The organism is Pseudaestuariivita rosea, assembly GCF_017592335.1.
Taxonomy (GTDB): domain Bacteria; phylum Pseudomonadota; class Alphaproteobacteria; order Rhodobacterales; family Rhodobacteraceae; genus Parasulfitobacter; species Parasulfitobacter rosea.
In genome coordinates this window covers 1-25,726 of sequence record NZ_JACNMP010000040.1, presented here as the reverse complement: position 1 = coordinate 25,726, position 25,726 = coordinate 1, and the positions used below count along the sequence as shown (strand labels likewise).

Genomic DNA, 25,726 nt, shown 5'->3' with positions numbered 1-25,726 from the left:
CGAGACGCCGCCGAACGCACGATAGAGGCAACATGGCGCAGGATCGGTAAGCTGCTCGACCGCTTCACCCCGCAGGAATGTGCGAATTACCTTGTCAACTCAGGATACGCTTCAACCTGATCTCATCTTGCTCTAGTGACTATCAGCAGGCATACGACTCCTACTACAAGTATAGCTAACAATTCGTGATCAAATTTCGTATCTTGAGCAGATGCAATCAAAGGACAGCACAGGTATCTTACGAAGGTAAATACATGCTCCGACTACAAAGTCGGGACACATGCTTCTAAGCCGCCAGCCCCTTACTGCCCATGGCCAGAAACTTGCTGCGGCGTTCTTTCAGAAGCTCTTTCGGGGACAGGTCGGATAGGTCTTTCAGCATGTCCCGCACCGCGACACGCACGTTTTCCATGGCATCGGACCGATGACGATGGGCGCCGCCGGTGGGTTCGGGGATGATCTTGTCGCAGACCTCAAGCTGGTGCAGGTCCTGGGCTGTCAGGCGCAAGGCCTCGGCCGCTTCGCGCATGCGTTCGGCGTCTTTCCACAGGATCGTGGCGCAGCCTTCGGGGCTGATCACCGAATAAATCGAGTGTTCCAGCATCGCCAGACGGTTCGCCGTGGCAAAGGCAACGGCGCCGCCTGACCCCCCCTCACCAATCACAACCGACACCAGCGGCACCTTGACCTGCAGGCATTTTTCGGTCGACCGCGCGATGGCCTCGGACTGGCCACGCTCTTCTGCGCCCTTACCGGGATAGGCGCCGGGCGTGTCGACCAGCGTGATGATCGGCAACCGAAACTGATCGGCCATTTCCATCAACCGGATGGCCTTGCGGTATCCTTCGGGCCGCGCCATGCCGAAGTTGTGGGTCAAGCGGCTTTGGGTATCGTTGCCCTTTTCATGCCCGATCACGACGACCGCCTGGTCATCAAACCGGGCCAGACCACCCATCACGGCGTGATCATCCGCGAAGTTGCGATCCCCGGCCAGCGGCGTGTATTCCGTAAAGATCGCCTCGATATAGTCCTTGCAATGGGGCCGATCGGGATGACGCGCGACCTGACATTTTCGCCATGGTGTCAGGTCTTTATAAAGGTCCACCAACAGCGCGCCGGCCTTTTCATCCAGCGCGGCCGCCTCAGCCTCAAGATCCATTTCCTGATTTTCACGCGCCACCGCGCGTAATTCTTCGGCCTTGCCTTCGATTTCTGCCAGTGGCTTTTCAAAATCAAGATAGTTGGTCATCTGCCGCTCCGAAACATCCGCGGGATATATGACGGCACTTAGATACAGATGCAACTGCCACCGGTATTCCTTCATCACCGGGTGCAGACGGGTCACATCTGCAACTCAGCAAGATTTGTGAAAACGGGCTGTGGCATGCCAGTCTTGGAACGACCCAATGTGAAGGTATGCAAATGACATCTGCCTATGAAAAGCGACTGATCCGTGTGCTGGAATACATGCACAACAACCCGACCGGTGATCTTTCCCTGGATGCACTGGCCGACGTTGCGGCGATGTCGCGGTTTCACTGGCACCGTGTCTTTCATGCCATGACAGGTGAAACATGCGCACAGGCGGTGCGCCGGATGCGGTTGCACCGTGCGGCATGCTGGCTGGTTCAGACGCACTGGCCCATCCCCGAGGTCGCAAAGCGCTGCGGTTTTGAAAACCTTCAAAGCTTCACGCGCATCTTCGGCCAAAGCTACGGCATGACACCTGGGGCGTTCCGAAATCGGGGTGATCTGACGTCACCCCTGTTGAAACCGGAAAGAGGAGACTATCCCATGTACTCTGTTGAAATATCAAATTTTTCAGATCGCCGGCTGGCTGCATTGCCCCATCAGGGGCCTTACGTCGAGATCGGGAAGACCTTTGAAACCTTAAGCGGTATCCTGACGTCGCGCGGGTTGTGGCCCAAGGTGAAAGGGATGCAAGGCATATACTACGATGACCCAAGCGCCGTCGCGCCCGAGCAGTTGAAAAGCCACGCAGGCGTGCTGATCGATGAGGACGAGACGATGCCGGATATCTTCGAGGACGTCAGACTGGAAGGCGGGCGCATGGCGGTTCTGCATTTCAAGGGGCCCTATGCAGGGCTGAAGGCGGCCTATGATTATGTCTATGGCATCTGGCTGCCTGAAAGCGGTGAAGAGCCGCGGCATTCGCCGCCGACCGAGATCTATCTGAATGGTCCGCAAGATACAGTGCCCGAAGATCTGTTGACGAATATCTGCATTCCGATCAAGTGAAACAGCGGGGTGTGTGCCGTGGCAGACGCCCCAAATGTCCTAAAAGCAACGGATATTTTGCGAACTATGGTTAACCCGGCATTTGCCGTTGCATTTCGAAATCATTGCCAGCACATCCTTCAGCATAAAACTGAGCGAGGGAAAAATATGTTCACAAAATACAGCCTGCTGCTGGCTGCCGCATTGGCTATGGCAACACCTGTCATGGCCGAAGATGTCAACTTTGGCGATGACAGTGGCGATTGGAGCAATGATAACGAGTGCGACGACCGTCGTTTCTTCGGAAATGCAATGGCCGACACACTAAACTGGGAAGACACCGGACGTGACGCGACCGACTGTAAGGCTGCGTTTGATCTGGATCAGGTCAAACTGTGGAAACTGGAAGAGGCGCGTTCGGCCACACAGTGCAGTGCGATAAATTTCGGTGATAATTCAAGTCAATATGCAGATGACGGTGCCTGTGATGACCGCCGTTTCGAAGGCATCGGCGCGGCCGAGATCATGACGACAGACGACATCGGCAAGGACGCGAACGACTGTCAGCGTCTGTGTGACTTCGGTCTGATCTTCTTGCGCGACTACTAAATGTTGTGGCCAGTCCCGGGGTGGGGCTGGCCCATCTTTGCGGCTTATCCCGCAATCATTTCGGCCTGACGTACGATGACCTCGGCCTGTTTGATGCTGGCGATGTCAACCAGACGGCCTTTGTAAACCGTTGCACCTTCTCCGTTGGCCTTGGCTTTTTCCATAGCGTCCAGAATCTCACGTGCCTCGGTCACTTGTTCTTCGGATGGCGTAAATACCTCATTTGCAAGGGCAATTTGCTTTGGGTGGATCGCCCATTTACCGACCATGCCAAGCGTGGCTGACCGACGCGCCTGGGCGCGATAGCCCTCGTCATCGCTAAAATCGCCAAAAGGGCCATCGACGGGCAAGACGCCGTGGGTGCGGCACGCGGCGACGATTGCGGCCTGCGCCCAATGCCAGGGATCGGACCAGTGTTTGGCGCTGTCATGCAGCATATAGTAGTTTTCCTGCGTGCCCCCGATGCCGGTTGTTTGCATACCCATGGACGCGGCGAAGTCAGCGGCGCCCAGTGACATCGCATGCAGGCGGGGACTGGAAGCGGCTATTTCTTCAACATGGGCGATGCCGGCGGCGGATTCGATAATCACTTCAAAACTAATGGTTTTTTTTCGGCCCTTGGCGGCCTCGACCGCCGTGGCAAGGGCATCGACGGCATAGATATCGCTGGCATTTCCGACCTTGGGGATCATGATCTGATCCAGACGCTCGCCCGCCTGTTCCAGCAGATCGACGACGTCGCGGTACCAATAAGGCGTGTCTAACCCATTGATTCTGACGCTTAAATACTTGTTGCCCCAGTCGATATCGCCAATCGCCTGGATGATGTTTTTACGCGCTGTATCCTTGTCATCAGGGGCGACCGAGTCCTCAAGATCCAGGTTGATCACGTCCGCCGTACTGGTCGCCATTTTTTCGAAAATCGCGGGGCGAGAGCCGGGGCCGAAAAGCTGACAGCGGTTGGGGCGTGCGGGGGCTTGGGGTTGGATTCGAAAGGACATGGGCCACCTGTAGGTAAGGATATTGCGTTTGCAGTTGCAGCATCGATAGATTACTGCGCAACGGTTCACAAGCCGCAATCCTACGGCGGACTATAGTCGCATGGATTTCGGATGCACGTGGTCACAGACGCAACGTCACAGATATTAACGCACCGTTTAAGCTGAATTTGGGCCAAAATCGAATGTGTAAATTGCACATTTCCCGCAAATCGCGGTATTCTAGATGTGCAATTTACACATTTATTTGTGATTTCACGACTATTTGGGGGGTTTGGTAGATTTCACCCGATTCCAGCCTATGGATAGGTTTTGTGTCAATGCGCACGGATCGGCAGGGTTTCGGTCATAGTTTCACAGAATTAACCCTTTTTCAGGCCCGTTAAGATGTCATAAATCGCACCGTACGCAGCCAAACTTTGCAACTTTGCAAGATGCGAATCGGAAAACTTTGCAAATTTGCAGAGACATTAAGGTTTGGGTAGCACCTGCGAAAACGCACACTATGAGGTCCCGGATCACGTCCGGGACTACGCCAAGATCAGCGGCGGCCTTCACGCAACCACGCACCGGTTGCGAAAAGCGCGGCCAGCAGCAGGAACAGCCAGGCGGGGACCAGCGACGTGACGGTGACATCGGCGGTCACATAGGCCTGGCGCGGGGTCAGGCCGATCCAGCCACGCCCGGCGGCCGGACGGCCTTCGCGAACCGAGCGGATGGCGGGCACGCCGTCTTGCAGCCGTAGGATGCCGCCGTTGGTCTGATCGACCAAGGGTTCCAGCTTATCGCCACTGGCGATGGTTTCCACAAATTCGCGCGGGGCGGTCGGACCCAGGGCGATGACGGCGCCCTGGTCGCCTTCGGACAGGCGATAAAGGCCGATTTCGGGGGCGTCATACGTCGCCTCAAACCTGCCGGGGCTGACCTCTTCCATCTCAAGCGCGATCTCTTCGCCGTCGGGACCGATCACGGTGACGGTGCCGACGTTTTCACCCAGGCTGCGGCGGATGATCTGCATGGATTGGCCGTTGGGTTCGGCCCACAGCGCCTCTTCCTCAAGATCGGGTTCCTTCATTAGCCAGTGCGCCAGACGGCGCAGCAGTTCCAGTTGGGGACCGCCGCCCTCAAAACCCCGGCTCCACAACCAGGCGTGGTCCGAGGCCATCAGCGCCACACGCCCTTCGTCGACACGGTCCAGCAGCAGAAGCGGACGTTCCATGCCGCCCATCACAACATCGCTGCCACGGGCGGTGACCTCGATCAGGCGGAACCAGCGGCCCCATTCGGGGTCGGCCTCGTCAACCGTTTCGTCAAGATAGCCGTTGGCCAGTCCTTCGGTCACCGGGTGGCGCTGGCCCAGATCGGTGATCTGCGGCAGGAACGGCTGTTCGATCACACGGGCGGTGGGCGCGCCGGGCAACACAAGGCCAAGGTCAGAGCGATAAAGGCTGTCGACCCCCGCAAAATCGGGACCCGCTGCGACCAGCACCGCGCCACCATTGCGGACATAGTTGGCAATGCTTTCCAGATAGAAGCCGGGCAGGATGCCGCGCCGCTTGTAGCGGTCGAAGATGATCAGGTCGAATTCGTTGATCTTGTCGATGAACAATTCGCGCGTGGGGAAGGCGATCAGCGACAGTTCTTCGACCGGGATGCCGTCATGCTTTTCCGGCGGGCGCAGGATGGTGAAATGCACCAGATCGACCGAGCTGTCGGATTTCAGCAGGTTGCGCCAGGTGCGTTCGCCCGCATGCGGTTCGCCCGACACTAGCAGAACGCGCAGGCGGTCGCGGACGCCGTTGATCTGGACGACGGCGGCGTTGTTGCGGTCGGTGATTTCGCCGGGGGCCTCGGGCACGATGAACTGGATCACGTTCATACCGCCGTGGGGTAGTGAAACGGGCAGATCGATGTCCTGACCGACGGGGGCGTTGAAGGTCAGGGGCGGGTCGCCATCGACGGACACCTGAAGCTGGACCTGTTCCGTTTCGCGCGGCACATCGCCCTGATCTTCGATCCGGACGGTCAGGGTGACGGGTTCGCCCAGAATGGCAAAGGCGGGGGCGTTCTTGACGATCAGGCGGCGGTCCCAATCACCATCGCGCCCGGTCAGCAGGACGTGCAGCGGTGCGGGCAAGGCGGGGGCGCGTTCGATGTCGTGCAACTGGCCATCGGTCAGCAGCAGCATACCGGCGATACGGGCCATCGGTTCTTCGGACAGGGACTGGGCCAGCGTCGTCATCAGTTCGCTGCCGGCGTCGCCTTCGCCATCGCGCAGGGTGACAACGCGCAGTTCGGTGTTCGGGCGGGCTTCGATCCGGGTGCGCAGGGTTTCAAGGGCCTGATCAACCTGTTCGGACCGGTCGCTGATCTGGGTCTGGCTGGCGGTTTCGTCGACGACCAACACGACGATGTCGGTCAGGGGGGTGCGGTCCTCTTGCTGCAGGGACGGGTTGGCCAGTGCGGTGGCCAGCACGATGGCCGCCAGTGACCGCAGCCACCAGCCCGACAGACCGCGCCATATGGAAAAGCCTAGAAAGAGTGCCGCCACAGCGATGGCCAGCCACAGCAGCGGCCATTCGATCAGCGGGTCAAAGATGATCTGTCCGGTCATTGGCCTAGCCTATCCAGCAGTGCGGGCACGTGAACCTGATCGGATTTATAATTCCCGGTCAGGACGTGCATGATCAGATTGACGCCAAAGCGCATGGCAATTTCGCGCTGGCGTTCGCCTGCGTAGCCGCGTCCGATGGGGTACAGGTGGCGCCCGTTTTCATCAATAGCCCAGGCCGCGGCCCAGTCGTTGCCGCCGATGACCACAGGGGTGACGCCGTCGTTGAGGTTGCGGAACGGCATGCCTTCGATCTGTTCTGCGTCGGGCGGCGCGGCCTCGACCCAGACATCGCGGCTGTTGTGGCGACCGGGGAAATCCTGCAGCAGGTAGAAGGTGCGGGTCAGGACGTGGTCACTGGGCACGGGTTCCAGCGGCGGGATATCCAGCGGTGCGGCCAGTTGCTGCAGTTTGCGACCGTTGGGCGACGATGCGCCGAAGCTGGCGGTGTTGGCGTCGCGGGTGTCGAACAGGATCATGCCGCCGGTGCGCAGATAGCGGTTCAGGCGGGCATAGGCTTCGTCTGATGGGATCGGCTGATCGGTGGTGATGGGCCAATAAAGGAAGGGGAAGAACGACAGCTCATCCGTTTCCAGATTGACCGAGATCGGGCGCGCGGGTTCGACCGATGTGCGCTGGAACAGCACGTTGGACACGCCCAAAAGCCCGGCAAAGGCCATGTCGTCGATCTGCCTGTTGCCGGTGATGACATGGGCCAGGACGACCTCGGACGTGGCATCCAGGGCAAGAGCGTCGATCTGCGTATCCTGCGCGTGGGTGTCGTTGGCGGTCAGCGTCAAGGCGGCGACGGCGACCATGGCGGTTGTCACGGCGCGGGGGCCTGTCAGACGTCCGGCCAGCCAGAGCGAGGCGATGATATCGATCAGAAGCAAAACGAAAGCTCCGGTAAGAAGGGCGCCTTTCAGGGCGGTTTCGGCGACAACCGCCAGCCCCTCCAGCGTGATGCGGGCGGGCCAGGCTGTTCTGGTTAATGTTGTGTCGGGTTGGGTGACATTCAATGCGATGCGGCGATCTTCACCTGCATAAAGGCCGGGCGGCATTTCGGGGCGCAGCTGCCCTTCGGCCAGATCTTCGCCACTGACGCCGGCCAGTGTAGTGGCATCCAGAACCTCGCCAAAGGCATTCAGCATCTGATCGGGCGCCCAGACGGTGCCCGCCAGATCTTCGGCATCGGGCATGGCGGGGCGGGTTGATATGGCCAGACGTTCCAGCATTTCGACAAACAGACCCGACAGTGGAATGGTGGACCATTCGGCATTCGCGGTGACGTGGAACAGAACGATCTGCCCCTGCCCTTCGCGTTTGCGGGTGACCAGCGGCGTGCCGTCGGCCAGCGCGGCGATCACGCGGTCGGACAGGGTCGGATCAGGCTGGGCCAGCACCTGGGCCGAGACCGAAACATCAGGCGGGATGGTCAGCCCAAAAAACGGCGAGGTTTCGGCAAAGGGGCTCAGCGCTTTGGGTTCCCCCCAGCTCATGGCGCCGCCGACGCTGCGGCCACCGGCGCGCAGACGGACGGGCAACAGCGGGTCTTCGTCCTGACGGCTGACATCGCTGGCGGCCAGTCGCGGCCCGGCAAAACGCACCAGCATACCGCCCTGATCGATCCACTCCAGCAGCCCCTCGCGTTCAAGGTCCGACACCTGCGCGACATCGGCCAGGATGATGACATCAGGATTGGCCAGCAGGATATCTTCCAGCGTGCCGTCGATCAGATCGGCGGTGGGTTCCAGCGCCTGTTCCAGATAGTGGGTGGGCGACAGCAGTTCCAACCCCTCGCGCCCCTCGCGCCCGGCGATCAGCGCGACCTCGCGCCGTTTCAGGGCGTCGTCGGTCAGGGTGACAGCCCCGGCCGACCGCATGCCCGGAATTTCAAAGCGTGAAATACGATTGCGCAGCTCGGGCGGCAGGGTCAGTTCGACTTCAGCCCGCTGCGCGCCGGTTTCGAACTCGGCCGTGGCAATGGCCAGTTGACGTTCGATCCCGGCGGGGTCCAGACCACGGGCCGAGATTGTGACGCTTTCAGCTGCCCCTCCGTTGTCGCGGATGGCCGTGATGACGATGTTGCCATCCTGAAATCGGGCGGGTTCCAGTGCATAGATCGGACGGGGGCTTTCGAACACGGTGACAGGGCCGCGATTTTCGAAGGAAACCAGGACATTCCCGCGGCCTTCGCGGGCCAGCCCGTCGGACAGCCAGAAGGTTTCGAACGATCCGGTCAGGCCCTGCGCCCAATCGGCGGCATCCGTGGGGGTCCAGGGGTTGGGTTGCAGGCTGGGCAAACGGCTGAGCAAAACATCGGCCGCCTGAAACTGCAGCTCGCCTGCGGGGGGATCGGTCAGCATGACAAAAGCCACGGGGCGGGCCCGGCGGGCGGCTTCCTCTAGCAACGCCTCGATGCGATCCAGACGGCGCGGCCAATCGCGGGCATCGGCCCATGTGCCGTCGGCCACGATCAGCAGCGGTCCGTCGCCTGTGCGTTCCTCTTGCGGGTTCAGGACGGGGCCTGCGAACCCGATGATGACCGCAGCGATGGCCAGCGTGCGCAGCAGCAACAGCCACCATGGCGTTTTATCGGCTTGGTTTTCTTCGTCTTTCAGGCCCAGCAAAAGCACCACGCCGGGGAAACGGCGGCGGATCGGGGCGGGCGGCACAGCGCGAAGCAACAGCCACAGGATGGGCAGCGCGATCAGCCCCAGCAAAAGCCAGGGCGCGGTGAAACCAAGGGCGCCGATTGTGAACATCAGACACGCTCCAACGATGAATAAAGCCACAGCAGCGCCGATTGCGCGCTGTCGCCGGTGTGATGTGTGCCGAATTGCCAACCCGCCGCCTGACACAGATGCAGCAGGCGATCTTTGCGTTCAGCCAGCCGCGTCAGGTACTTATCGCGCAGGTCGCTAGCCTTGAGCGTTTCGTATCTTAACTGCCCCGACATGCTTTCAAAGATCGTGCGACCGTCAAAGGGGAAGATCTCTTCCTGGGGGTCGAGCACCTGCAGAAGCGTTCCGCGCACCCCGCGGTCGGCCGCCTTGGTCAGCGCGGCTTCGACGGGTTCGATGTTGCCCATGAAATCCGACACGAACAAAGCGCGCGAATGGGGCAGCATCCCGCGGGCCTCGGGTTGACCATAGTCGGCGTCGTTGCTTTCGTCCGACAAAAGGGCCGCGATGCGCATTAGCTGCGTTTCCCCGGTGCGTGGCGGCGCATCAAAGGCGGTCAGACCTACACGTTCGCCTGCGCGCAGCAGCAAAACGGCGATGGCCAGCGCCAGCGTGCGGGCGCGGTGGCCCTTGGTTTCCAGGTTCTTGTCCGAGGCAAAGCGCATGGACCCGGCATTATCGACCCACATCAGGACGCTTTGCGCAATCTGCCATTCCTTCTGGCGGACGAACTGCGCGTCACTGCGGGCAGACCGGCGCCAGTCAATCGTGCGCAATTCATCCCCGTATTGAACGGGGCGGTATTGCCAGAATTCGTCGCCCATACCAGCGCGCCTGCGGCCGTGGATGCCCAGCATCACCGTACTGGCCAGATGTTCGGCCGCCGCAAGCAAGGGTGGCAGCGGACTGGCAAGGTCTTCGGCCTGTTGTCTTAGGGTGACTTCGGGGGTCACGCGGCGGCCTCGATCCGGGTGACTTTGTTGGCGACCTCTTCGATCAGGGCGCCCAGTTCAACACCACGCGCACGGGCCGAGAATGACAGCGCCATACGGTGGATCAGCACGGGCCGGGCCATTTTGATGACGTCTTCGGCCGATGGGGCCAGGCGGCCATCCAGCAGCGCTTGCGCCCGGACGGTCAGCATCAACGCCTGTGCGGCGCGGGGGCCGGGGCCCCAGCTGACGCTGTCGCGGACAATCTCCATGGCTTCGGGTTCATCGGGGCGGCAGGCGCGGACCAGATCCAGAATCATTTCAACGACGGCATCGCCCACGGGCATCCGGCGGATCAGCGTCTGGGCATCCAGCAAGGATTGCGGGTCGAAAACGGCGTGCGCTTCGGCCTCTTCTATACCGGTGGTCGACAGCAGGATATCGCGTTCGGTGTCGCGGTCGGGGTTGTGCACATCGATCTGCACCAGAAAGCGGTCCAGCTGAGCCTCGGGCAGGGGATAGGTGCCTTCCTGTTCGATCGGGTTTTGCGTGGCCAGCACGTGGAAGGGCGTGCCAAGCGGGCGGTGTTCGCCAGCGACGGTGACCTCTTTTTCCTGCATCGCCTGCAGCAGCGCGGATTGGGTCCGCGGGCTGGCGCGGTTGATCTCATCGGCCATCAGAAGCTGGCAGAAAATGGGGCCTTCGATAAAGCGGAAGCTGCGACTGCCGTCCTCGGCCGTTTCCAGAACCTCGGACCCCAGAATATCGGCGGGCATCAGGTCGGGCGTGAACTGGATGCGGTTGCCGGTCAGACCCATCACCGTGGACAGTGTATCGACCAGACGCGTTTTGCCCAGACCCGGCTGGCCGATCAACAGGCCATGACCACCACAGATCAGCGAGGTCAGCGTCAGGTCAACAACCCGTTCCTGCCCGATGAATCGGTTGGTGATCGAGGCCTTCGCCTGCCCCAGTTTTGCGCCCAATGCATCAATTTCGGCAACAAGCGCTTCGGTCTCGGCCATGACAAATCCTCCTGATCGCATATATTCCTAACAAAGCAGATATCATTCGACAGACAAATGGCAAAAGGAATGAGTGGACAAAACATTGTTACCCCATCGGCAGAAAGTCTAGCGGCGTCTGCCAAAGCTGCCTCAAAAACAGGCATTCCGCCGGTACATCTGTGGAATCCGCCCTTTTGTGGTGATCTGGATATGCAGATCAGACGCGACGGGACGTGGTTTTATAATGGCACGCCGATTGGCCGCCCGGCGCTGGTGCGGCTGTTTTCATCGATCCTGCGCAGGGATGGGGACGACTATTTTCTGGTCACCCCGGTCGAAAAGGTCGGCATCCGGGTTGAAGATGCGCCCTTTGTCGCGATTGATTTCGAACAGGTTGAGGATGGTTTGCAGTTTGTGACAAACGTTGGCGACAGTGTTGTTGCGGGGCCGGATCACCCGATTCGTGTGACGATGGATGACAGTACTGGCGCACCTGCGCCCTATATCCTGATCCGCGCAAATCTTGAGGCGCTGATTGATCGCAAAAGCTTTTACCGTCTGGTCGAGTTGGGGCAAACCGCCCGCCACGATGGCGAAGACTGGTTTGGCGTCATGTCAGGCGACACGTTCTTTCCCCTGATCCGCGCCGCTGATCTGACCGATGCAGGCTGAAACGAAAACAGGGCCCGCATGCAGGCCCTGTTCTGTTTAGGATTGCGAAAATCAGACGATGTTGAGCGAATCTTCAAGTCCCGCCAAAGTGCCCAGACCATCCAAGGTGATGCTTTCGCCATTGTCGAAAGACAGCACAATACTGCCATTGACGATTGATCCATAGGTGTCGACGACCTGCTGCGTGGTCAGCGTACCGGACCAAAGCGCGTCATCCAGCACCAACTGATCCTCTGCCGCGTTGAAGTCAAAGATCACATCATCACCATCGCCGCTGCCAAAGATGAACGTATCGTCCCCCGCACCGCCATAGATCGAGTCGTCGCCAGCGCCTCCGTTGATCACATCGTTGTCGTTGCCGCCAAAAATCTGATCATTGCCGCTGTCACCGTTGATGGTATCATTGCCGTCCCCACCATAGATCACGTCGTTTTGGTCACCGCCGAAGATGCTGTCAGCCCCCGTACCGGCAAAGATGCGATCGTTCCCCGTGCCGCCGAAAATGGTATCATTGCCGGCATTTCCGCTAAGCGCGTCACTATCAGCGCCACCAATGACGACATCATCGCCGTTGCCGCCGAACATCGTGTCCTCTCCGGCGCCGCCATCCAGCTGGTCGTTCCCATCAGATTCGGCGATCTGGTCATTCCCGGCCCCGCCAAAGACCGTGTCTGCGCCATTACCGCCCCCGATGATGTCCGCACCATTACCGCCAAAAATCAGGTCATTCTGATCGCCGCTGAACAGGACATCGTTTCCATCTGCGCCATAGATCTGATCCGCACCTGCGCCGCCGTAGACAGTATCGTTTCCGGCACCCGCGACCATGGTGTCGTTGCCAGCGGCACCGCCCATCAGATCGTTTCCGTTGAACCCGATGACAGAGTCATTACCAATGCCAGCCCAAAGCGTGTCATTGCCCTGTTCACCGTTCAGAGTGTCATCACCAGCCCCGCCGAAGATCAGATCGTTCTGATCCCCACCAAAGACCGTATCACTACCATCCGCACCGCCAAGCGTATCAGCGCCCGTACCACCGACAATCGAGTCATTGCCCAAACCACCCCACAAAGCGTCGTTGCCGGCACCGCCATCGATGTTGTCGTTGCCTGCGTTACCTTCGACCGAATCATCGCCCAGTCCGCCGCCGATGGTGTCGGCGCCGTCTTGGCCAAAGATGGTGTCGTTCCCATTATTACCGTTAATGACGTTGTTTGCCGCATTGCCCAAGATCCGGTCATTGCCGGAACCAGCTTCCAGGTTTTCAAGAACGGTGCCCTGTGCGACGGCGATGTTTCCGATCAGGCCGCCGACGTTCCAGAATGTATCCAACCCGGTTGTCGGCGCCAGATTGATGTAATCATTGGTCGTGCTGAAAGACAGATCGACCAGGTCAGTTCCGCCATTGTCGTAGATGGTGAAGGCCATATCGTCACCGGTATACCAGGATGAAGGGCCGCTTGCCCCTGCGATCATGGCAAAGACCGTGTCCAGATATGTGCCGATGTTCGAATTCCTGCCACCCCAGGTCGTGTTGCCATTCGTCGTTTCACTGGCGCCATACAGGTTTTGAATGGCCAGGATGTCGGCGATCATTGTGGTTGCCTGAAGCGCACGGGATGCATTTGTGGTCGTATTTTGATCCTGGTCGAAATACGACATGATGGAGACCTGCCAACTGTCGTTGGCGAACGTCTGATCTGCGCCATATGTCGCATTACCGTTATAGGCACCCTGGTGGCCAAGACCCAGCGCATGACCGATTTCGTGAACGTAGGTCGTAAATGAATAGCTATCAATAGTATCGCCATAGAAGTTCACCCAAGCTTGAGTGACCACAACTTCGGACGATAGAATATCCCCACTTGAATTCGTAGTGCTGACCGCAAAAGCTGAAGCCTCAGACGCAGGTACACCTCTGCCAGGATCTTCGTCATCAAAAGTGATCATCGCACCGGACGACGTTGTTTCGACAAATTCGAGGTCGGCGACCATTTCCCAGGTCTCAAACGCCCAGCGCGCCAGCTGCTGACCTGCGGCTGTCAGACCGGTGATATTCACCGTGATGACATTGCTGCCGTCAGTATCGAATGACCGCCCACTGCGTCCGGTTGATTCCCAGTACCCATCGGTCAGGAAATCAGCAAGTTCATCTAACGTACCAGGCTCTGTAGGTGTGGGGGGCTGTGTGCTTCGGACTGCAACTGTGTATGCGCCTGTATCAGGTTCACCTGAGAATGCAGATGCCTGAATGAAATAAGTACCCGAGTAAGACGCCGTAAATGTGATGTTGGAATAAAGGCCGGGCCCACCATCATCATCCTGCTGGATGATGTTGCCGCTTGCATCACGTAGGTAAAGGTAGGTGTCGTCGAAAGCACCCGAACCGTTCATAGCAATGTTATAGGTTTCGCCAGCCTCAAGTGTGATGCGGATCCAGTCATCATCTGTCGACGTCGAGCGTGTTCCATTGAACGTATCGCCAACGCTCATGACATTTGACGTAAAAGTATCGTCTCTCGATCCGGGAACCTCTGTGACAGTGGCGCCTTCACCAATAACGCTCTCTAAGCACTCATTATCTCTTGGTATAAATTCATTGCAAATAACACACATAATATCATTCCCATTCTTACCCGTTACGCACGGTTTGCGTTATACACTCTGACTCTACAAACGCAAAAGTTCAGGAGTGTATTTAATGAGATCTGCGGCAAATTTTCCCATCATACGTGGCGTCAATGTCGCATCCATCACGTCAAAATTAATAACCGGACCTTCGACGAAATCCTGACCGGCGTCGGCCACGTCCAGGCGCGCGCTGATGCTGTCGTTGGTTTGCCGGGTCACGACCAGTTTCACCTGGATACCATCTACAGAAAATCTCTGGTTTTCATCCGCATCAAAAGACCGAATGATTTTATCCGACATCTGATCCTGTAGCTGTGACTGAACGTCCGTACACAGCGCCGACGTCTTGTCTTCGCAGATCAGACTGACCAGCGCGCGTTCTTTTTGAACCTGAGATGCGGCCTGTGTGGGATCGGATGGCATTATTACAAAGCTCAACGTTATGAAGATGAAAAACAGTGATCGCGAATACATGTCGAAGTTTATCATAATTGGACGTCTAGCACAGCCTTTTTGTCACAACCAGTGTCCGTAGAATTGTCAAAGGCTTGTTCTTACCGGTCAATATCAGGCGGTTTTGCTCAGCCGTTCTTCCAGCACATCGAAGGGCACGCCGGGTTCGTCCTTGGCCATGCGGATCACCAGCGATGTTTTGACACTGGCCACGTTATCAGCCGAGGTCAGCTGTTCGGTCAGGAAGCTTTGGAAAGAACTCAGGTCAGGGGCCACGCATTTCAGGATAAAGTCGACCTCGCCGTTCAGCATGTGGCATTCGCGCACCAGCGGCCAGTTGCGGCAGAGATCTTCGAACGCGCTTAGGTCTGACTCAGCCTGACTTTGCAGGCCCACCATGGCAAAGACCTGAACCTCAAACCCAAGGGACCGGGCATCGACGTCTGCGTGATAGCCCTTGATATACCCGGCTTCCTCAAGTGTTCTGACCCGGCGCAGACAGGGCGGGGCCGATATACCGACGCGCTTTGCAAGCTCGACATTGGTCATGCGCCCGTCGGCCTGCAGTTCGGCCAGAATCTGTCGATCGATCGGATCAAGTTTGCTTGCAGACATCGAAAACTCCCTCTTGCGACAAACCTTACGTCGGGTAAGCAGCAGGCGCAATATTATTTCGCATACGCGCAATTTCGTTAAAGGAAAAGAGGTTACATCACAAATATTCACATGATGCATGGCGGTCATGCAGGGGGTTCCGTCTGCCCGGTTGCGCCGTTATATCCCTGTGACCTGATTTGTCTGAAAGAGTCGCCTTTATGTCTGATCCACGCCGCACCAAAGTTCTGATCATCGGTTCGGGCCCCGCCGGTTACACCGCCGGTGTCTATGCCAGCCGCGCGATGTTGAACCCCATTCTGGTTCAGGGGATCGAACCCGGCGGTCAGCTGACCACCACGACCGAGGTTGAAAACTGGCCCGGCGATACCGAGGTTCAGGGCCCCGATCTGATGGTCCGCATGGAAGCGCACGCCAAGGCCATGGGGTGCGAGATTATCGGCGATATCATCACATCGATCGACTTTTCGAAACGGCCCTTTGTGTGCCAGTCCGACAGCGGCACTGAATATGTGGCCGATGCGATCATCCTGGCCACGGGCGCGCGGGCGAAATGGCTGGGCCTGCCGAGTGAGGAAAAATTCAAGGGCTTTGGCGTTTCGGCCTGTGCGACCTGTGACGGGTTCTTTTACCGCGGGCAGGAAATTGCGGTGATCGGCGGCGGGAATACCGCGGTGGAAGAGGCTTTGTTTCTGACGAACTTCGCATCCAAGGTCACCTTGATCCACCGCCGCGACGAACTGCGGGCGGAAAAGATTCTGCAGGACCGGCTGTTCAAGAACGAAAAGATCGAACCCCTTTGGTTTCATGAACTGGATGAGGTTCTGGGCGACGATACCCCGCTTGGTGTGACGGGCATTCGGGTGAAACATACCGACACAGGTGAGACCCGCGATATTCCTGTCAAAGGGGTCTTTGTCGCCATCGGCCACGCGCCAGCCAACGAACTGGTCAAGGATGTTCTGGAAACGCATATGGGCGGCTATGTCGTCACCAAACCGGATTCGACCGAAACGTCGGTGCCGGGGGTGTTTGCGGCCGGTGATCTGACCGATCATAAATACCGGCAGGCGGTGACCAGCGCCGGTATGGGCTGCATGGCCGCGCTTGAGGCGGAACGGTTCCTGGCCGAGGCTGACTGAGCCATAGTTTTGGCCATAAACCCTTTGACAACCATTGAAATGTACTTGCAGTCCGGTCCGCACTCGCGTTAGGCGACAGCGGACCATTCACCACGACCGTTCGGTAAGAAGAGATTTCATCAATGTCCATGGCCCCCAATCTGACCCCGATCCCTGAACTTTATGTGTCCTATGACAGTGCGCAGAAGATGAAACATGAAGCCGCTGATCTGACATCCTGGGATCTGTCACCGCGTCAGATTTGTGATCTTGAGCTGCTGATGAATGGGGGCTTCAACCCGCTGAAGGGGTTTCTGGGGCAGGCAGATTACGAGGGCGTTGTCGAAAACATGCGTCTGGCCGACGGGACGCTTTGGCCGATGCCGATCACGCTGGATGTGTCCGAAGATTTCGCGGACCAGATCGAAATCGGCCAGGATATCGCGCTGCGCGACCGGGAAGGCGTGATCCTGGCGACCATGACCGTGTCGGATCGTTGGGTGCCGAATAAATCGCATGAGGCCGAACAGGTTTTCGGTGCCGATGATCAGGCCCATCCAGCCGTCGATTATCTGCATAATGTCGCGGGCAAGGTCTATCTGGGCGGTCCGATCACCGGCATTCAGCCGCCCGTTCACTATGATTTTCGCGCGCGCCGCGACACACCCAACGAACTGCGCGCTTACTTTCGCAAGCTGGGCTGGCGACGTGTTGTTGCCTTCCAAACGCGCAACCCGCTGCACCGCGCGCATCAGGAACTGACCTTCCGCGCCGCGAAAGAGGCACAGGCCAACCTGCTGATCCACCCCGTTGTGGGCATGACCAAGCCCGGCGATATCGATCACTTTACGCGTGTGCGTTGCTATGAAGCCGTGCTGGACCAATACCCGGCCACCACGACGACGATGAGCCTGCTGAACCTGGCCATGCGCATGGCTGGCCCGCGCGAAGCGGTCTGGCATGGCCTGATCCGCAAGAACCACGGCTGCACGCACATGATCGTCGGGCGGGATCATGCGGGGCCCGGTAAAAATTCTGCGGGCGATGATTTCTATGGCCCCTATGACGCGCAGGATCTGTTCAAGACCCATCAGGATGAGATGGGCATCGAAATGGTCGACTTTAAGCACATGGTCTATGTGCAGGACCGCGCGCAATATGAACCGGCGGATGAGGTGGAAGAGGGCGCAACGGTCCTGAATATCTCGGGCACCGAATTGCGGCGCCGTCTGGCCGAGGGGCTGGATATTCCCGAATGGTTCAGCTTTCCCGCCGTGGTGGCCGAACTGCGCAAAACCCGCCCGCCGCGGTCGCAGCAGGGGTTCACCGTGTTTTTCACCGGGTTTTCGGGGTCGGGCAAATCGACGATTGCCAACGCGCTGATGGTCAAGCTGATGGAACTGGGCGGGCGCCCCGTGACGCTGCTGGATGGGGATATTGTGCGCAAAAACCTCAGCTCGGAACTGGGCTTTTCCAAGGAACACCGCGACCTGAACATCCGCCGCATCGGGTTTGTCGCGTCCGAGATCACCAAGAACGGCGGCATCGCCATCTGCGCCCCGATTGCCCCCTATGAGGTGACACGCCGCGCCGTGCGTCAGGATATCGAACAGTTCGGCGCCTTTGTGGAAGTACATGTCTCCACCAGTATCGAAGTCTGCGAAGACCGCGACCGCAAGGGGCTGTATAAACTGGCGCGCGAAGGCAAGATCAAGGAATTCACCGGGATTTCAGACCCCTACGATGTGCCCGCCAATCCCGAACTGCGGGTCGATACGGAAAATGTCGACGTCGACAACTGCGCCCATCAGGTTCTGCTGAAACTTGAATCGCTTGGGCTGATCGCCGCGAACTAAGGGTTGCGCGGGCCTGTGACGACCCGCGCAAAGTCGTGTTAGTTGACGGCTTTGGCGTCAACCACGTCTTTTTCGATCACGTTTTGCGATGCGATTTCGATGCGTCGGGGCTTCAGGGCCTCGGGCACTTCGCGGACCAGGTCAATATGCAGCATGCCATCGGTATGGCTGGCACCGGTCACGCGAACATGATCGGCCAGATGGAACCGGCGTTCAAACGCGCGCGTGGCGATACCGCGGTGCAGGTATTTGCGTTCAGCCTCGTCCTCGGCCTTGCGGGCCGACACATGAAGGGCGTTTTCCTTTACTTCCACGGAAAGATCGCGATCGGCAAACCCCGCAACAGCGATCGAGATGCGGTATCCGTCATCCGATGTCTTTTCGATGTTGTAGGGGGGATAGCTGGATTGACCGGCATCATTCGTCAGGACGCGGTCCATCATATCCGCCAGCTGATCGAAACCGACAGTGGCACGGTAAAGGGGAGTTAGGTCAAAAGTTCTCATGGGTCATCCTCCATTGAGCGACAACAATTATGCCTTCCATTCCGGACAGGCGGGTTTCCAATGCAGACCCGCTAAGGCGGCGCCTGCATTGTTCAGATGGGATGGCCGTTTTTGTGTTTCAAGCCCCCTGTCTATTCTGCGACAGGTCCTGATGTTTTGGGGTCTTTTAATTTGGCTCAAATATGATGACAGGCTGGGGCGTTCCGGCAGGGGGTTCGGTGGCGACAGGTTGCTGAGCCTGCTGAGCGGACGGGGAAGTGCGTGTGAATAGCGGCAATGAACCGTCTTCGCATGGCAAACGCAACTGCATGCCAACTTCCAGAACGTTAGGATCAGGACCAATAATGTCGCGGTTCGCATTCCACAAGGCGCGGAAACTCAGATCATCGTAAGCGGCTGTTGCAATGATATTCAGCGTATCACCGGGCTGTACGGTGTAAACGCTGCAGGCTTCCTGAGCGGACGCAATGAAAGCACCTGCTGTCCAAAAAGCCGCTGCCATCGCAAGTCTTTTGTTTATCATAATACTATCCTCCCTCATTCGTACCGCTGACACCATCTATCCATCGGTATACTGCAGTATTAACCGATTCGGACGAAATTGGATAAATTTGCTGGTCGAAAATTATTCTTCGGGGATGCTACGCTAAAAATGGATCGCACGCCCATACGCATCCAATACACTTTCATGCATCATTTCTGACAAAGTCGGGTGCGGGAAGACTGTATTCATCAGGTCTTCCTCGGTCGTCTCAAGCGTACGGCCGACGACATACCCCTGGATCAGCTCGGTCACCTCGGCCCCGACCATGTGCGCGCCCAGCAGTTCACCCGTCTTTTCATCAAAGATCGTCTTCACCATCCCCTCGGGTTCGCCCAAGGCAATCGCCTTGCCGTTACCGATGAACGGGAACCGCCCCACCTTGATCTTATAGCCCAGCTCTTTCGCCTTGGCTTCGGAATACCCCACGCTGGCCACCTGCGGATGGCAATAGGTGCAGCCTGCGATGCTTTCGGGCTTAACCGGGTGTACGTTGTTCTTGCCTGCGATCAGTTCGGCCACCATGACACCTTCGTGGCTGGCCTTGTGCGCCAGCCACGGGGCACCGGCGATATCGCCAATGGCATAGACACCTTCGACGCCTGTGCGGCAGTATTCATCTGTGACGACATGGGTGCGGTCGACCTTGACGCCCAAGCCTTCCAGCCCCAGACCTTCAGTATTCCCGACGATGCCAACGGCGCTGATCACCGTGTCAAAATCGTGCTTTTCGACCTTGCCGCCGACCTCAATATGCGCGGTCACTTTGCCCTTGCCCCGGTCAAGCTGTTTAACCATGGCCTTTTCCATGATGGTCATGCCCTGCTTTTCGAACTGTTTTTTGGCAAAGCCACTGATTTCGGCGTCCTCGACGGGCAAAATACGGTCCATGACCTCGACCACCGTCGTATCGCTGCCCAAAGTGTTATAGAAACTGGCAAATTCGATCCCGATCGCGCCCGATCCGATCACCAGCAGCTTTTTCGGCATCCTTGGGGGAACGAGAGCGTGCTTATAGGTCCAGACCAGATCGCCGTCGGCCTCAAGCCCCGGCAATTCACGCGCGCGCGCGCCGGTGGCCAGGATGATGTTTTTCGACGTCAGCTCTTCTGTCCCTTTGTCGGTCTTCACGCTGACCTTGCCCTTGGCGGTGATCGTGGCATCGCCCATGATCGCAGTGACCATGTTTTTCTTCAACAAGTGCCCGACCCCACCGTTCAACTGTTTGGCCACAGCCCGCGACCGCGCGACGACAGCGTCCAGATCATAGTCAATGCCGCTAGCCTTCAGCCCAAATTCCTTGGCCCGGTGCATCAGGTGAAAAACCTCGGACGACCGCAACATGGCTTTGGTCGGAATACAGCCCCAGTTCAGGCAAATCCCGCCCATATGTTCGCGTTCGACAATCGCGACATTCAGCCCAAGCTGAGCCCCCCGGATCGCAGCCACATATCCACCGGGGCCAGCCCCGATCACGATCATATCAAAAGACTTCGTCGCCATGTCGGCCCCCATTTCTGAAAATTAGTTTAAGGTTAAACTATCTGCCCGCACGCTTCAACGGTTGATCATGTCACGGTCAATAATCCGTATTTGGCTGGCCCGCCAAAGTAACCAAGATATGAAAATCAACCCTGAAACTGTTGAAAGACCCCTTTTCACGGGCATCATGGCTCTTATATAGTGCCGCCTACACGGTAACCCCCGAGTCTTCCCGAATTGCAGATGACGCAGATTAAAACGATCATGGCAGACAAAGACGATGACGGCGATGTCGGTGTGGTGCTTGAAACGCGTCAGAAGACGCAGCGCCCCCCGATGTACAAAGTCATGCTGTTGAATGATGACTACACCCCGATGGAATTTGTGGTGCACGTTCTTGAGCGTTTTTTCGGCATGACCCACGCCCAAGCGTTTGAGCTGATGCTGACCGTGCACAAAAAGGGCGTCGCGGTGGTTGGCGTGTTTTCCTATGAAATCGCCGAAACCAAAGTGGCGCAGGTCATGGACTTTGCCCAACGCCACCAGCATCCGCTGCAATGCACCATGGAAAAGGAATAGGTCGCCCCTGAATGGCGTCCCGATTAAGCCTTACGATTGAGCGCGGCTATGTCGCGCTGCCGCCCGATGGCCGTATCGCGGTTTTCGGGCCGCGTGCAGATGCTGACCTGTCTACGTTGCCCAAAGACAGGGTGACAGTTCTAACCAGCTTTAAGCCGGACCATGACCATTTCAGTCAAGCCGGATATCACGTGGACACAGTCGACCAGGGTCCCTTTTCATCCAGCATAGTGTGTCTTCCACGGTCAAAGGATTACGCCAAACTGATGATCGCGCAGGCCGCGCAACGTACAGATGGGCATATCATCGTTGACGGCCAGAAGACCGACGGGATCGACAGCCTGATCAAGGAATGCCGTAAACGCACCGACGTTGGCGCAGCTTTTGCCAAGGCCCATGGCAAGGTTTTTAGCCTGGTCAAAAGCGATGCGATCCTGGACTGGCTGGCGCTGGATGCCCCGCTTGATGTTGAAGGTTTCCAAACGCAGGTCGGTATCTTTTCCGCAGACCGCATCGATAAGGGGTCGCGATGTCTGGTTGAGGCTCTGCCAAAACTCGGCGGCGCTGTCGCCGATTTCGGCGCGGGCTGGGGGTATCTGTCGGCCCAGATGCTAAAGCAAGACACCGTCGGCACCCTGCACATGATTGAGGCCGACAAACGCGCCTTGAACTGCGCCCGCCATAACATCACCGATCCACGGGCGGCTTTTCATTGGTCCGACGTAACGACCTTTCTTGCGGACGATCCCTTCGACACCATCATCAGCAACCCGCCTTTTCATACGACTCGTGCGGCCGATCCGGGTCTTGGGCAGGCTTTTTTAGGCGCGGCTGCGCGAAATCTGAAACCCCGCGGCACGCTTTGGATCGTAGCCAATCGTCATCTGCCTTACGAGGCCACACTGAAAGATATATTTCACGATGCTGAAGAAGTGGCCGGAAACACTGCGTTCAAAGTGCTGCGTGCGCATAAACCTCGCCGTGGGCGCTGATATCGCATAGGCTTTCCGAGAATCAGGAGCGTAGAATGTCATTTTCCATCGCAGGAAAGACCGCAATCGTGACGGGTGCTGCCAAAGGGGTTGGGCTTGCCATCGGGCGGCAGTTCATCGATCAGGGCGCAAATGTCATGTTTGCCGACATCGATGAACAAGGCCTGGTGGATCAGATCGGCGAACAGGCCAGTGACAGTGATTCGATCCGATATTTCGCGGGCGATCTGCGCGAACGGCTGACCATTGCAAATCTTCTGTCGGCGACAATCGACGAATTTGATCGCGTGGATATTCTGGTGAATGCCTCGCGTCAGTTTGAGCCGTCTGACCCTCTGGACCCTGACAATGATACCATCGAAATGATGTTGCAACAGAACCTGATGACCAGCCTGCGGCTAAGCCAGATCATCGCCCGCCGCATGATCAAACAGGCCAACGGTCAGGATGAAGGCACCGCCGGGTCGATCGTTAACCTGTCGTCGATCGCGGCCCGCCGCACCCAGCCGCAGATGCTGGGATATTCGGTCAGTTGCGCGGCCCTGGATCAGATGACGCGGTCGCTGGCCGTTGCATTGGCCCCACACCACATCCGCGTCAACGCAGTGGCTTTCGGCAGCGTGATGAGCGCCAGCCTGAAAACATCCCTGCAGGATCACGATGAATACCGTGACGAAATACGGCACAACACGCCCCTGTCACGTATTGCCAGCCCGGGTGAGGTCGCGGATGCCGTTCAGTACCTGGCGTCGGACGGATCGGGTTTTGTGACCGGCCAAGTCATCACAGTTGACGGTGGCCGCACGCTGATCGACCCGGTTTCAGCGCCCGTGCACTGATCGGCATTTTGATGATATGAGGACTGTGAACCCTATTTATTGACACCCGTAAGACATTTGTCACATCTGCAAAGATGTTATCGCGAGGTTTTGTCTTGCTTGGCGCCTGATAAGCCATTAAAGCCCGTTTGTCTTTGAGATCAAAGATCAAGTCGCCGCAACCTTGTAAAAACGGGCTTAAAACATGCAACGCTCTCATCTTCCCGGCATTCTTGCCATGGCCGCCATCGTCGTGGCCTCAAACATTCTTGTACAGTTCCTTTTCGGCCAGTGGCTGACCTGGGGGGCGTTCACCTATCCGCTCGCCTTTCTGGTCACCGACCTGATGAACCGCATCTACGGTCCATCCGCAGCGCGTCAGGTTGTTTTTGCCGGCTTTATTGTGGGTATATTCTGTTCATTGGTCGGAACACAGATCGTGGGTGAATATGGTCCGTTGGTCACCTTCCGCATCGCGATTGGGTCAGGTCTGGCGTTTTTGACCGCTCAGCTTCTGGACGTTCAGATATTCGACCGGATGCGGGACGGCGTGTGGTGGAAAGCTCCGCTGGCCTCGACCATCATCGGATCATCGGTCGACACGGCCCTGTTCTTTACCATTGCCTTTTCCGCCAGCCTGACATTCCTGGAACCCGGCAACGACGTCAGTTGGGCTGGCGAGGTCCGGCCCATGCTAGGTGTCGGACCCCAGGCACCACTTTGGGTGTCGCTCGCCTTTGCGGACTGGCTGGTCAAACTGTCACTGGCGCTGCTGGCCCTGATCCCGTTTCGTATGATTGTGAAGCAATTCGCACGGCCTGCGGCATAAAAAACCTTTGACAAATCCGGCAAAGATGCCACCTTTGGCTTAGGTTTTAACAAACGAAAGGAGGTGATCCAGTGTCAAGAGAGATATTGGAGAGAGGTGTCGGAACAATTCAGGAGGCGCGCCGCTAAGGCAACCCTTGGCGTGCAGACGCCCCTGAACGGACCTGCGGTCCTAACCGACCCGCCTCCGTAGTTCTCGAAGGGCCGCCCAAACGGGCGGCCCTTTTTGCGTGAACGGAATAAGATGCCACGCAAATTGGACGCGATAATAATGCTTCATCAAAGCGTTTTACACTTAATCAAAGGTATGGAATGTACAGAGCCTTACGTTGGGCTGGTGTGACCCATATAAGAACAGTTTCGACGGTAAACACTGAAGCCACAGGGGTTTATATGACGTCATGCTGAAACCCATTCGGCTTTTGCGCAAGACAACACAATCACCATCGCGACAGTGAACAACGGCGACATGATCCGGATGCAAGGCTATACGGATCAATTCACAGCCGAAACGGGCATAGCAGTTGAATGGGTGACGCTGGAAGAAAATGTGCTGCGTCAGCGCGTTACGACCGATATCACCACCAAGGACGGTCAGTTCGATATCATGACCATCGATATGTACGAAACGCTAATCTGGGGCGCGAACGGCTGGCTTGTTCCACTTGATGATCTGTCAGCTGAATATGACGTGGATGACATCCTGCCGGCGATGCGTGGCGGACTAAGCCATGACGGCACACTTTATGCCGCACCCTTCTATGGCGAAAGCTCGATGATCATGTATCGCACTGATCTGATGGAGGCCGCCGCGAAGCAATATATCGCAATGCGCGACCTCAAGGGAATACATCGAGCTGGTCGCTGAAAACCAAAGCTGGGCCAATGTGCCGCCGGGCGCACATACCTCGCTCTATGACAATCCAAACTATCAGGTGGTTCAGTTCGCGCAGATGACGTTGGATTCGATCCTTTCGGCGGATCCCAATGACTCGACGGTCGAACCAAGCCCTTATGTTGGCATTCAGTTTGCAGCCATCCCTGAAGTCGCAGGCATCGCGACACAAGTCAGCCAGGAATTCTCGGCTGTTTACGCCGGTCAGCAAACGGTGGAAGAGGCACTTGCCAAGGCTCAGGCGATCACAACCGAAGAAATGGAAGCCGCCGGTTACTAAGGCTTTCATTCCAGCGGGTGGCGCCCTGTCGCCCCCCCCGCACTGTCTTTCCAAAACGCGCGCTCACATCGGCTTGTAACCGCCTGAACATAGAGGTTTTGCGTCATGGCCAGCTCCGCTAGAGAGATGTAGTTCGCACGAAATTCTGCAACAGACTGCGCAGATACGATTGAGATTCCGCGATCTTTGATCGGCCAATTGATCTCTTCGACTTTCAAGCACACCGGCATCAATCAGTTTCGTGATTGCGCTAGAGCGTGATGAAATCGACCTGAATCAAGGGGGATTCACATAGGCTTATTTTGCTGATTCACTGTCGCCGACCACAAGATGGAGGGCGAGCAGTGGGTAAGGCACTTTCGATGGACCTTCGGGAGA

At 57.7% G+C, this 25,726-nt stretch carries 21 protein-coding genes and 1 pseudogene; 10 read left to right on the top strand and 12 right to left on the bottom strand.

Annotation, left to right across the window (positions count from 1 at the left end; all coding sequences use genetic code 11):
* Positions 1-286: 286 nt before the first annotated feature.
* Positions 287-1,249 carry an acetyl-CoA carboxylase carboxyltransferase subunit alpha gene (locus H7848_RS17520; RefSeq protein ID WP_208354074.1) on the bottom strand — a complete coding sequence of 321 codons (963 nt, stop codon included), beginning with the start codon at positions 1,247-1,249 and terminating at the stop codon, positions 287-289.
* A 173-nt stretch (positions 1,250-1,422) separates the two neighbouring features.
* On the opposite strand from H7848_RS17520, the gene H7848_RS17515 reads away from it, so the two are divergent.
* A complete protein-coding gene (locus H7848_RS17515) occupies positions 1,423-2,259 on the top strand; it encodes an AraC family transcriptional regulator (RefSeq protein WP_208354073.1) in 837 nt (278 codons plus the stop codon).
* A gap of 147 nt (positions 2,260-2,406) precedes the next feature.
* A complete protein-coding gene (locus H7848_RS17510; RefSeq protein ID WP_208354072.1) occupies positions 2,407-2,847 on the top strand; it encodes a hypothetical protein in 441 nt (146 codons plus the stop codon).
* A gap of 44 nt (positions 2,848-2,891) precedes the next feature.
* Here H7848_RS17510 and H7848_RS17505 read toward each other — a convergent pair whose 3' ends face one another.
* The 5 genes from H7848_RS17505 to H7848_RS17485 form a co-directional block, all read right to left on the bottom strand.
* Positions 2,892-3,848: an L-malyl-CoA/beta-methylmalyl-CoA lyase gene (locus H7848_RS17505; RefSeq protein WP_208354071.1), complete on the bottom strand. Its 957-nt coding sequence runs from the start codon at positions 3,846-3,848 to the stop codon at positions 2,892-2,894.
* 538 nt (positions 3,849-4,386) lie between these two features.
* The gene (locus H7848_RS17500; RefSeq protein WP_208354070.1) at positions 4,387-6,459 is read right to left on the bottom strand and encodes a hypothetical protein; all 2,073 of its coding nucleotides are present in this window, start codon (positions 6,457-6,459) and stop codon (positions 4,387-4,389) included.
* On the bottom strand, positions 6,456-9,221 hold the full coding sequence (locus H7848_RS17495; protein ID WP_208354068.1) for a DUF4159 domain-containing protein: 2,766 nt from the start codon (positions 9,219-9,221) through the stop codon (positions 6,456-6,458). Before H7848_RS17495 ends, H7848_RS17500 begins: the two co-directional genes overlap by 4 nt.
* On the bottom strand, positions 9,221-10,093 hold the full coding sequence (locus tag H7848_RS17490) for a DUF58 domain-containing protein (protein WP_336512146.1): 873 nt from the start codon (positions 10,091-10,093) through the stop codon (positions 9,221-9,223). Before H7848_RS17490 ends, H7848_RS17495 begins: the two co-directional genes overlap by 1 nt.
* The gene (locus H7848_RS17485) at positions 10,090-11,097 is read right to left on the bottom strand and encodes an AAA family ATPase (RefSeq protein WP_208354067.1); all 1,008 of its coding nucleotides are present in this window, start codon (positions 11,095-11,097) and stop codon (positions 10,090-10,092) included. The genes H7848_RS17490 and H7848_RS17485 overlap by 4 nt, the downstream gene beginning before the upstream one ends.
* Positions 11,098-11,166: 69 nt before the next feature.
* Here H7848_RS17485 and H7848_RS17480 point away from each other — a divergent pair, with 69 nt between their 5' ends.
* On the top strand, positions 11,167-11,751 hold the full coding sequence (locus H7848_RS17480) for a DUF1285 domain-containing protein (RefSeq protein WP_208354066.1): 585 nt from the start codon (positions 11,167-11,169) through the stop codon (positions 11,749-11,751).
* Between the two features lie 51 nt (positions 11,752-11,802).
* On the opposite strand, the gene H7848_RS17475 is transcribed toward H7848_RS17480, so the two are convergent.
* The 3 genes from H7848_RS17475 to H7848_RS17465 form a co-directional block, all read right to left on the bottom strand.
* Complete coding sequence (locus H7848_RS17475) at positions 11,803-14,244, bottom strand: pre-peptidase C-terminal domain-containing protein (RefSeq protein WP_208354063.1); 2,442 nt, start codon at positions 14,242-14,244, stop codon at positions 11,803-11,805.
* Positions 14,245-14,421: 177 nt separating this feature from the next.
* Positions 14,422-14,805 (bottom strand): hypothetical protein, encoded by a 384-nt coding sequence (locus tag H7848_RS17470; protein WP_208354061.1) that lies wholly within the window; start codon positions 14,803-14,805, stop codon positions 14,422-14,424.
* A 144-nt stretch (positions 14,806-14,949) separates the two neighbouring features.
* Positions 14,950-15,450, bottom strand: coding sequence for an Lrp/AsnC family transcriptional regulator (locus H7848_RS17465; protein WP_208354059.1), 501 nt, complete (start codon positions 15,448-15,450; stop codon positions 14,950-14,952).
* 200 nt (positions 15,451-15,650) lie between these two features.
* On the opposite strand from H7848_RS17465, the gene trxB reads away from it, so the two are divergent.
* Together trxB and H7848_RS17455 are read left to right on the top strand one after the other, a co-directional pair.
* A complete protein-coding gene (gene trxB, locus H7848_RS17460; protein ID WP_208354057.1) occupies positions 15,651-16,592 on the top strand; it encodes a thioredoxin-disulfide reductase in 942 nt (313 codons plus the stop codon).
* A gap of 122 nt (positions 16,593-16,714) precedes the next feature.
* Entirely contained in the window at positions 16,715-18,427 is a 1,713-nt protein-coding gene (locus H7848_RS17455; protein WP_208354055.1) for a bifunctional sulfate adenylyltransferase/adenylylsulfate kinase, read from the top strand.
* A 38-nt stretch (positions 18,428-18,465) separates the two neighbouring features.
* Here H7848_RS17455 and H7848_RS17450 read toward each other — a convergent pair whose 3' ends face one another.
* The 3 genes from H7848_RS17450 to lpdA form a co-directional block, all read right to left on the bottom strand.
* A complete protein-coding gene (locus H7848_RS17450; RefSeq protein ID WP_208354054.1) occupies positions 18,466-18,933 on the bottom strand; it encodes an Hsp20 family protein in 468 nt (155 codons plus the stop codon).
* A gap of 166 nt (positions 18,934-19,099) precedes the next feature.
* Positions 19,100-19,456 carry a LysM peptidoglycan-binding domain-containing protein gene (locus H7848_RS17445; RefSeq protein ID WP_208354053.1) on the bottom strand — a complete coding sequence of 119 codons (357 nt, stop codon included), beginning with the start codon at positions 19,454-19,456 and terminating at the stop codon, positions 19,100-19,102.
* A gap of 123 nt (positions 19,457-19,579) precedes the next feature.
* Positions 19,580-20,977, bottom strand: coding sequence for a dihydrolipoyl dehydrogenase (gene lpdA / locus H7848_RS17440; protein ID WP_208354052.1), 1,398 nt, complete (start codon positions 20,975-20,977; stop codon positions 19,580-19,582).
* Between the two features lie 222 nt (positions 20,978-21,199).
* Here lpdA and clpS point away from each other — a divergent pair, with 222 nt between their 5' ends.
* The 5 genes and pseudogenes from clpS (at position 21,200) to H7848_RS17415 (ending at position 25,348) form a co-directional block, all read left to right on the top strand.
* Complete coding sequence (gene clpS, locus H7848_RS17435) at positions 21,200-21,535, top strand: ATP-dependent Clp protease adapter ClpS (RefSeq protein WP_208354051.1); 336 nt, start codon at positions 21,200-21,202, stop codon at positions 21,533-21,535.
* An 11-nt stretch (positions 21,536-21,546) separates the two neighbouring features.
* Positions 21,547-22,527, top strand: a complete 981-nt coding sequence (locus tag H7848_RS17430; protein ID WP_208354050.1) for a class I SAM-dependent methyltransferase — start codon at positions 21,547-21,549, stop codon at positions 22,525-22,527.
* Between the two features lie 35 nt (positions 22,528-22,562).
* The gene (locus H7848_RS17425) at positions 22,563-23,366 is read left to right on the top strand and encodes an SDR family NAD(P)-dependent oxidoreductase (protein ID WP_208354048.1); all 804 of its coding nucleotides are present in this window, start codon (positions 22,563-22,565) and stop codon (positions 23,364-23,366) included.
* Between the two features lie 184 nt (positions 23,367-23,550).
* Positions 23,551-24,174 (top strand): queuosine precursor transporter, encoded by a 624-nt coding sequence (locus H7848_RS17420; protein WP_208354046.1) that lies wholly within the window; start codon positions 23,551-23,553, stop codon positions 24,172-24,174.
* 438 nt (positions 24,175-24,612) lie between these two features.
* A pseudogene (locus H7848_RS17415) lies at positions 24,613-25,348 on the top strand (ABC transporter substrate-binding protein).
* Positions 25,349-25,726: the final 378 nt, after the last annotated feature.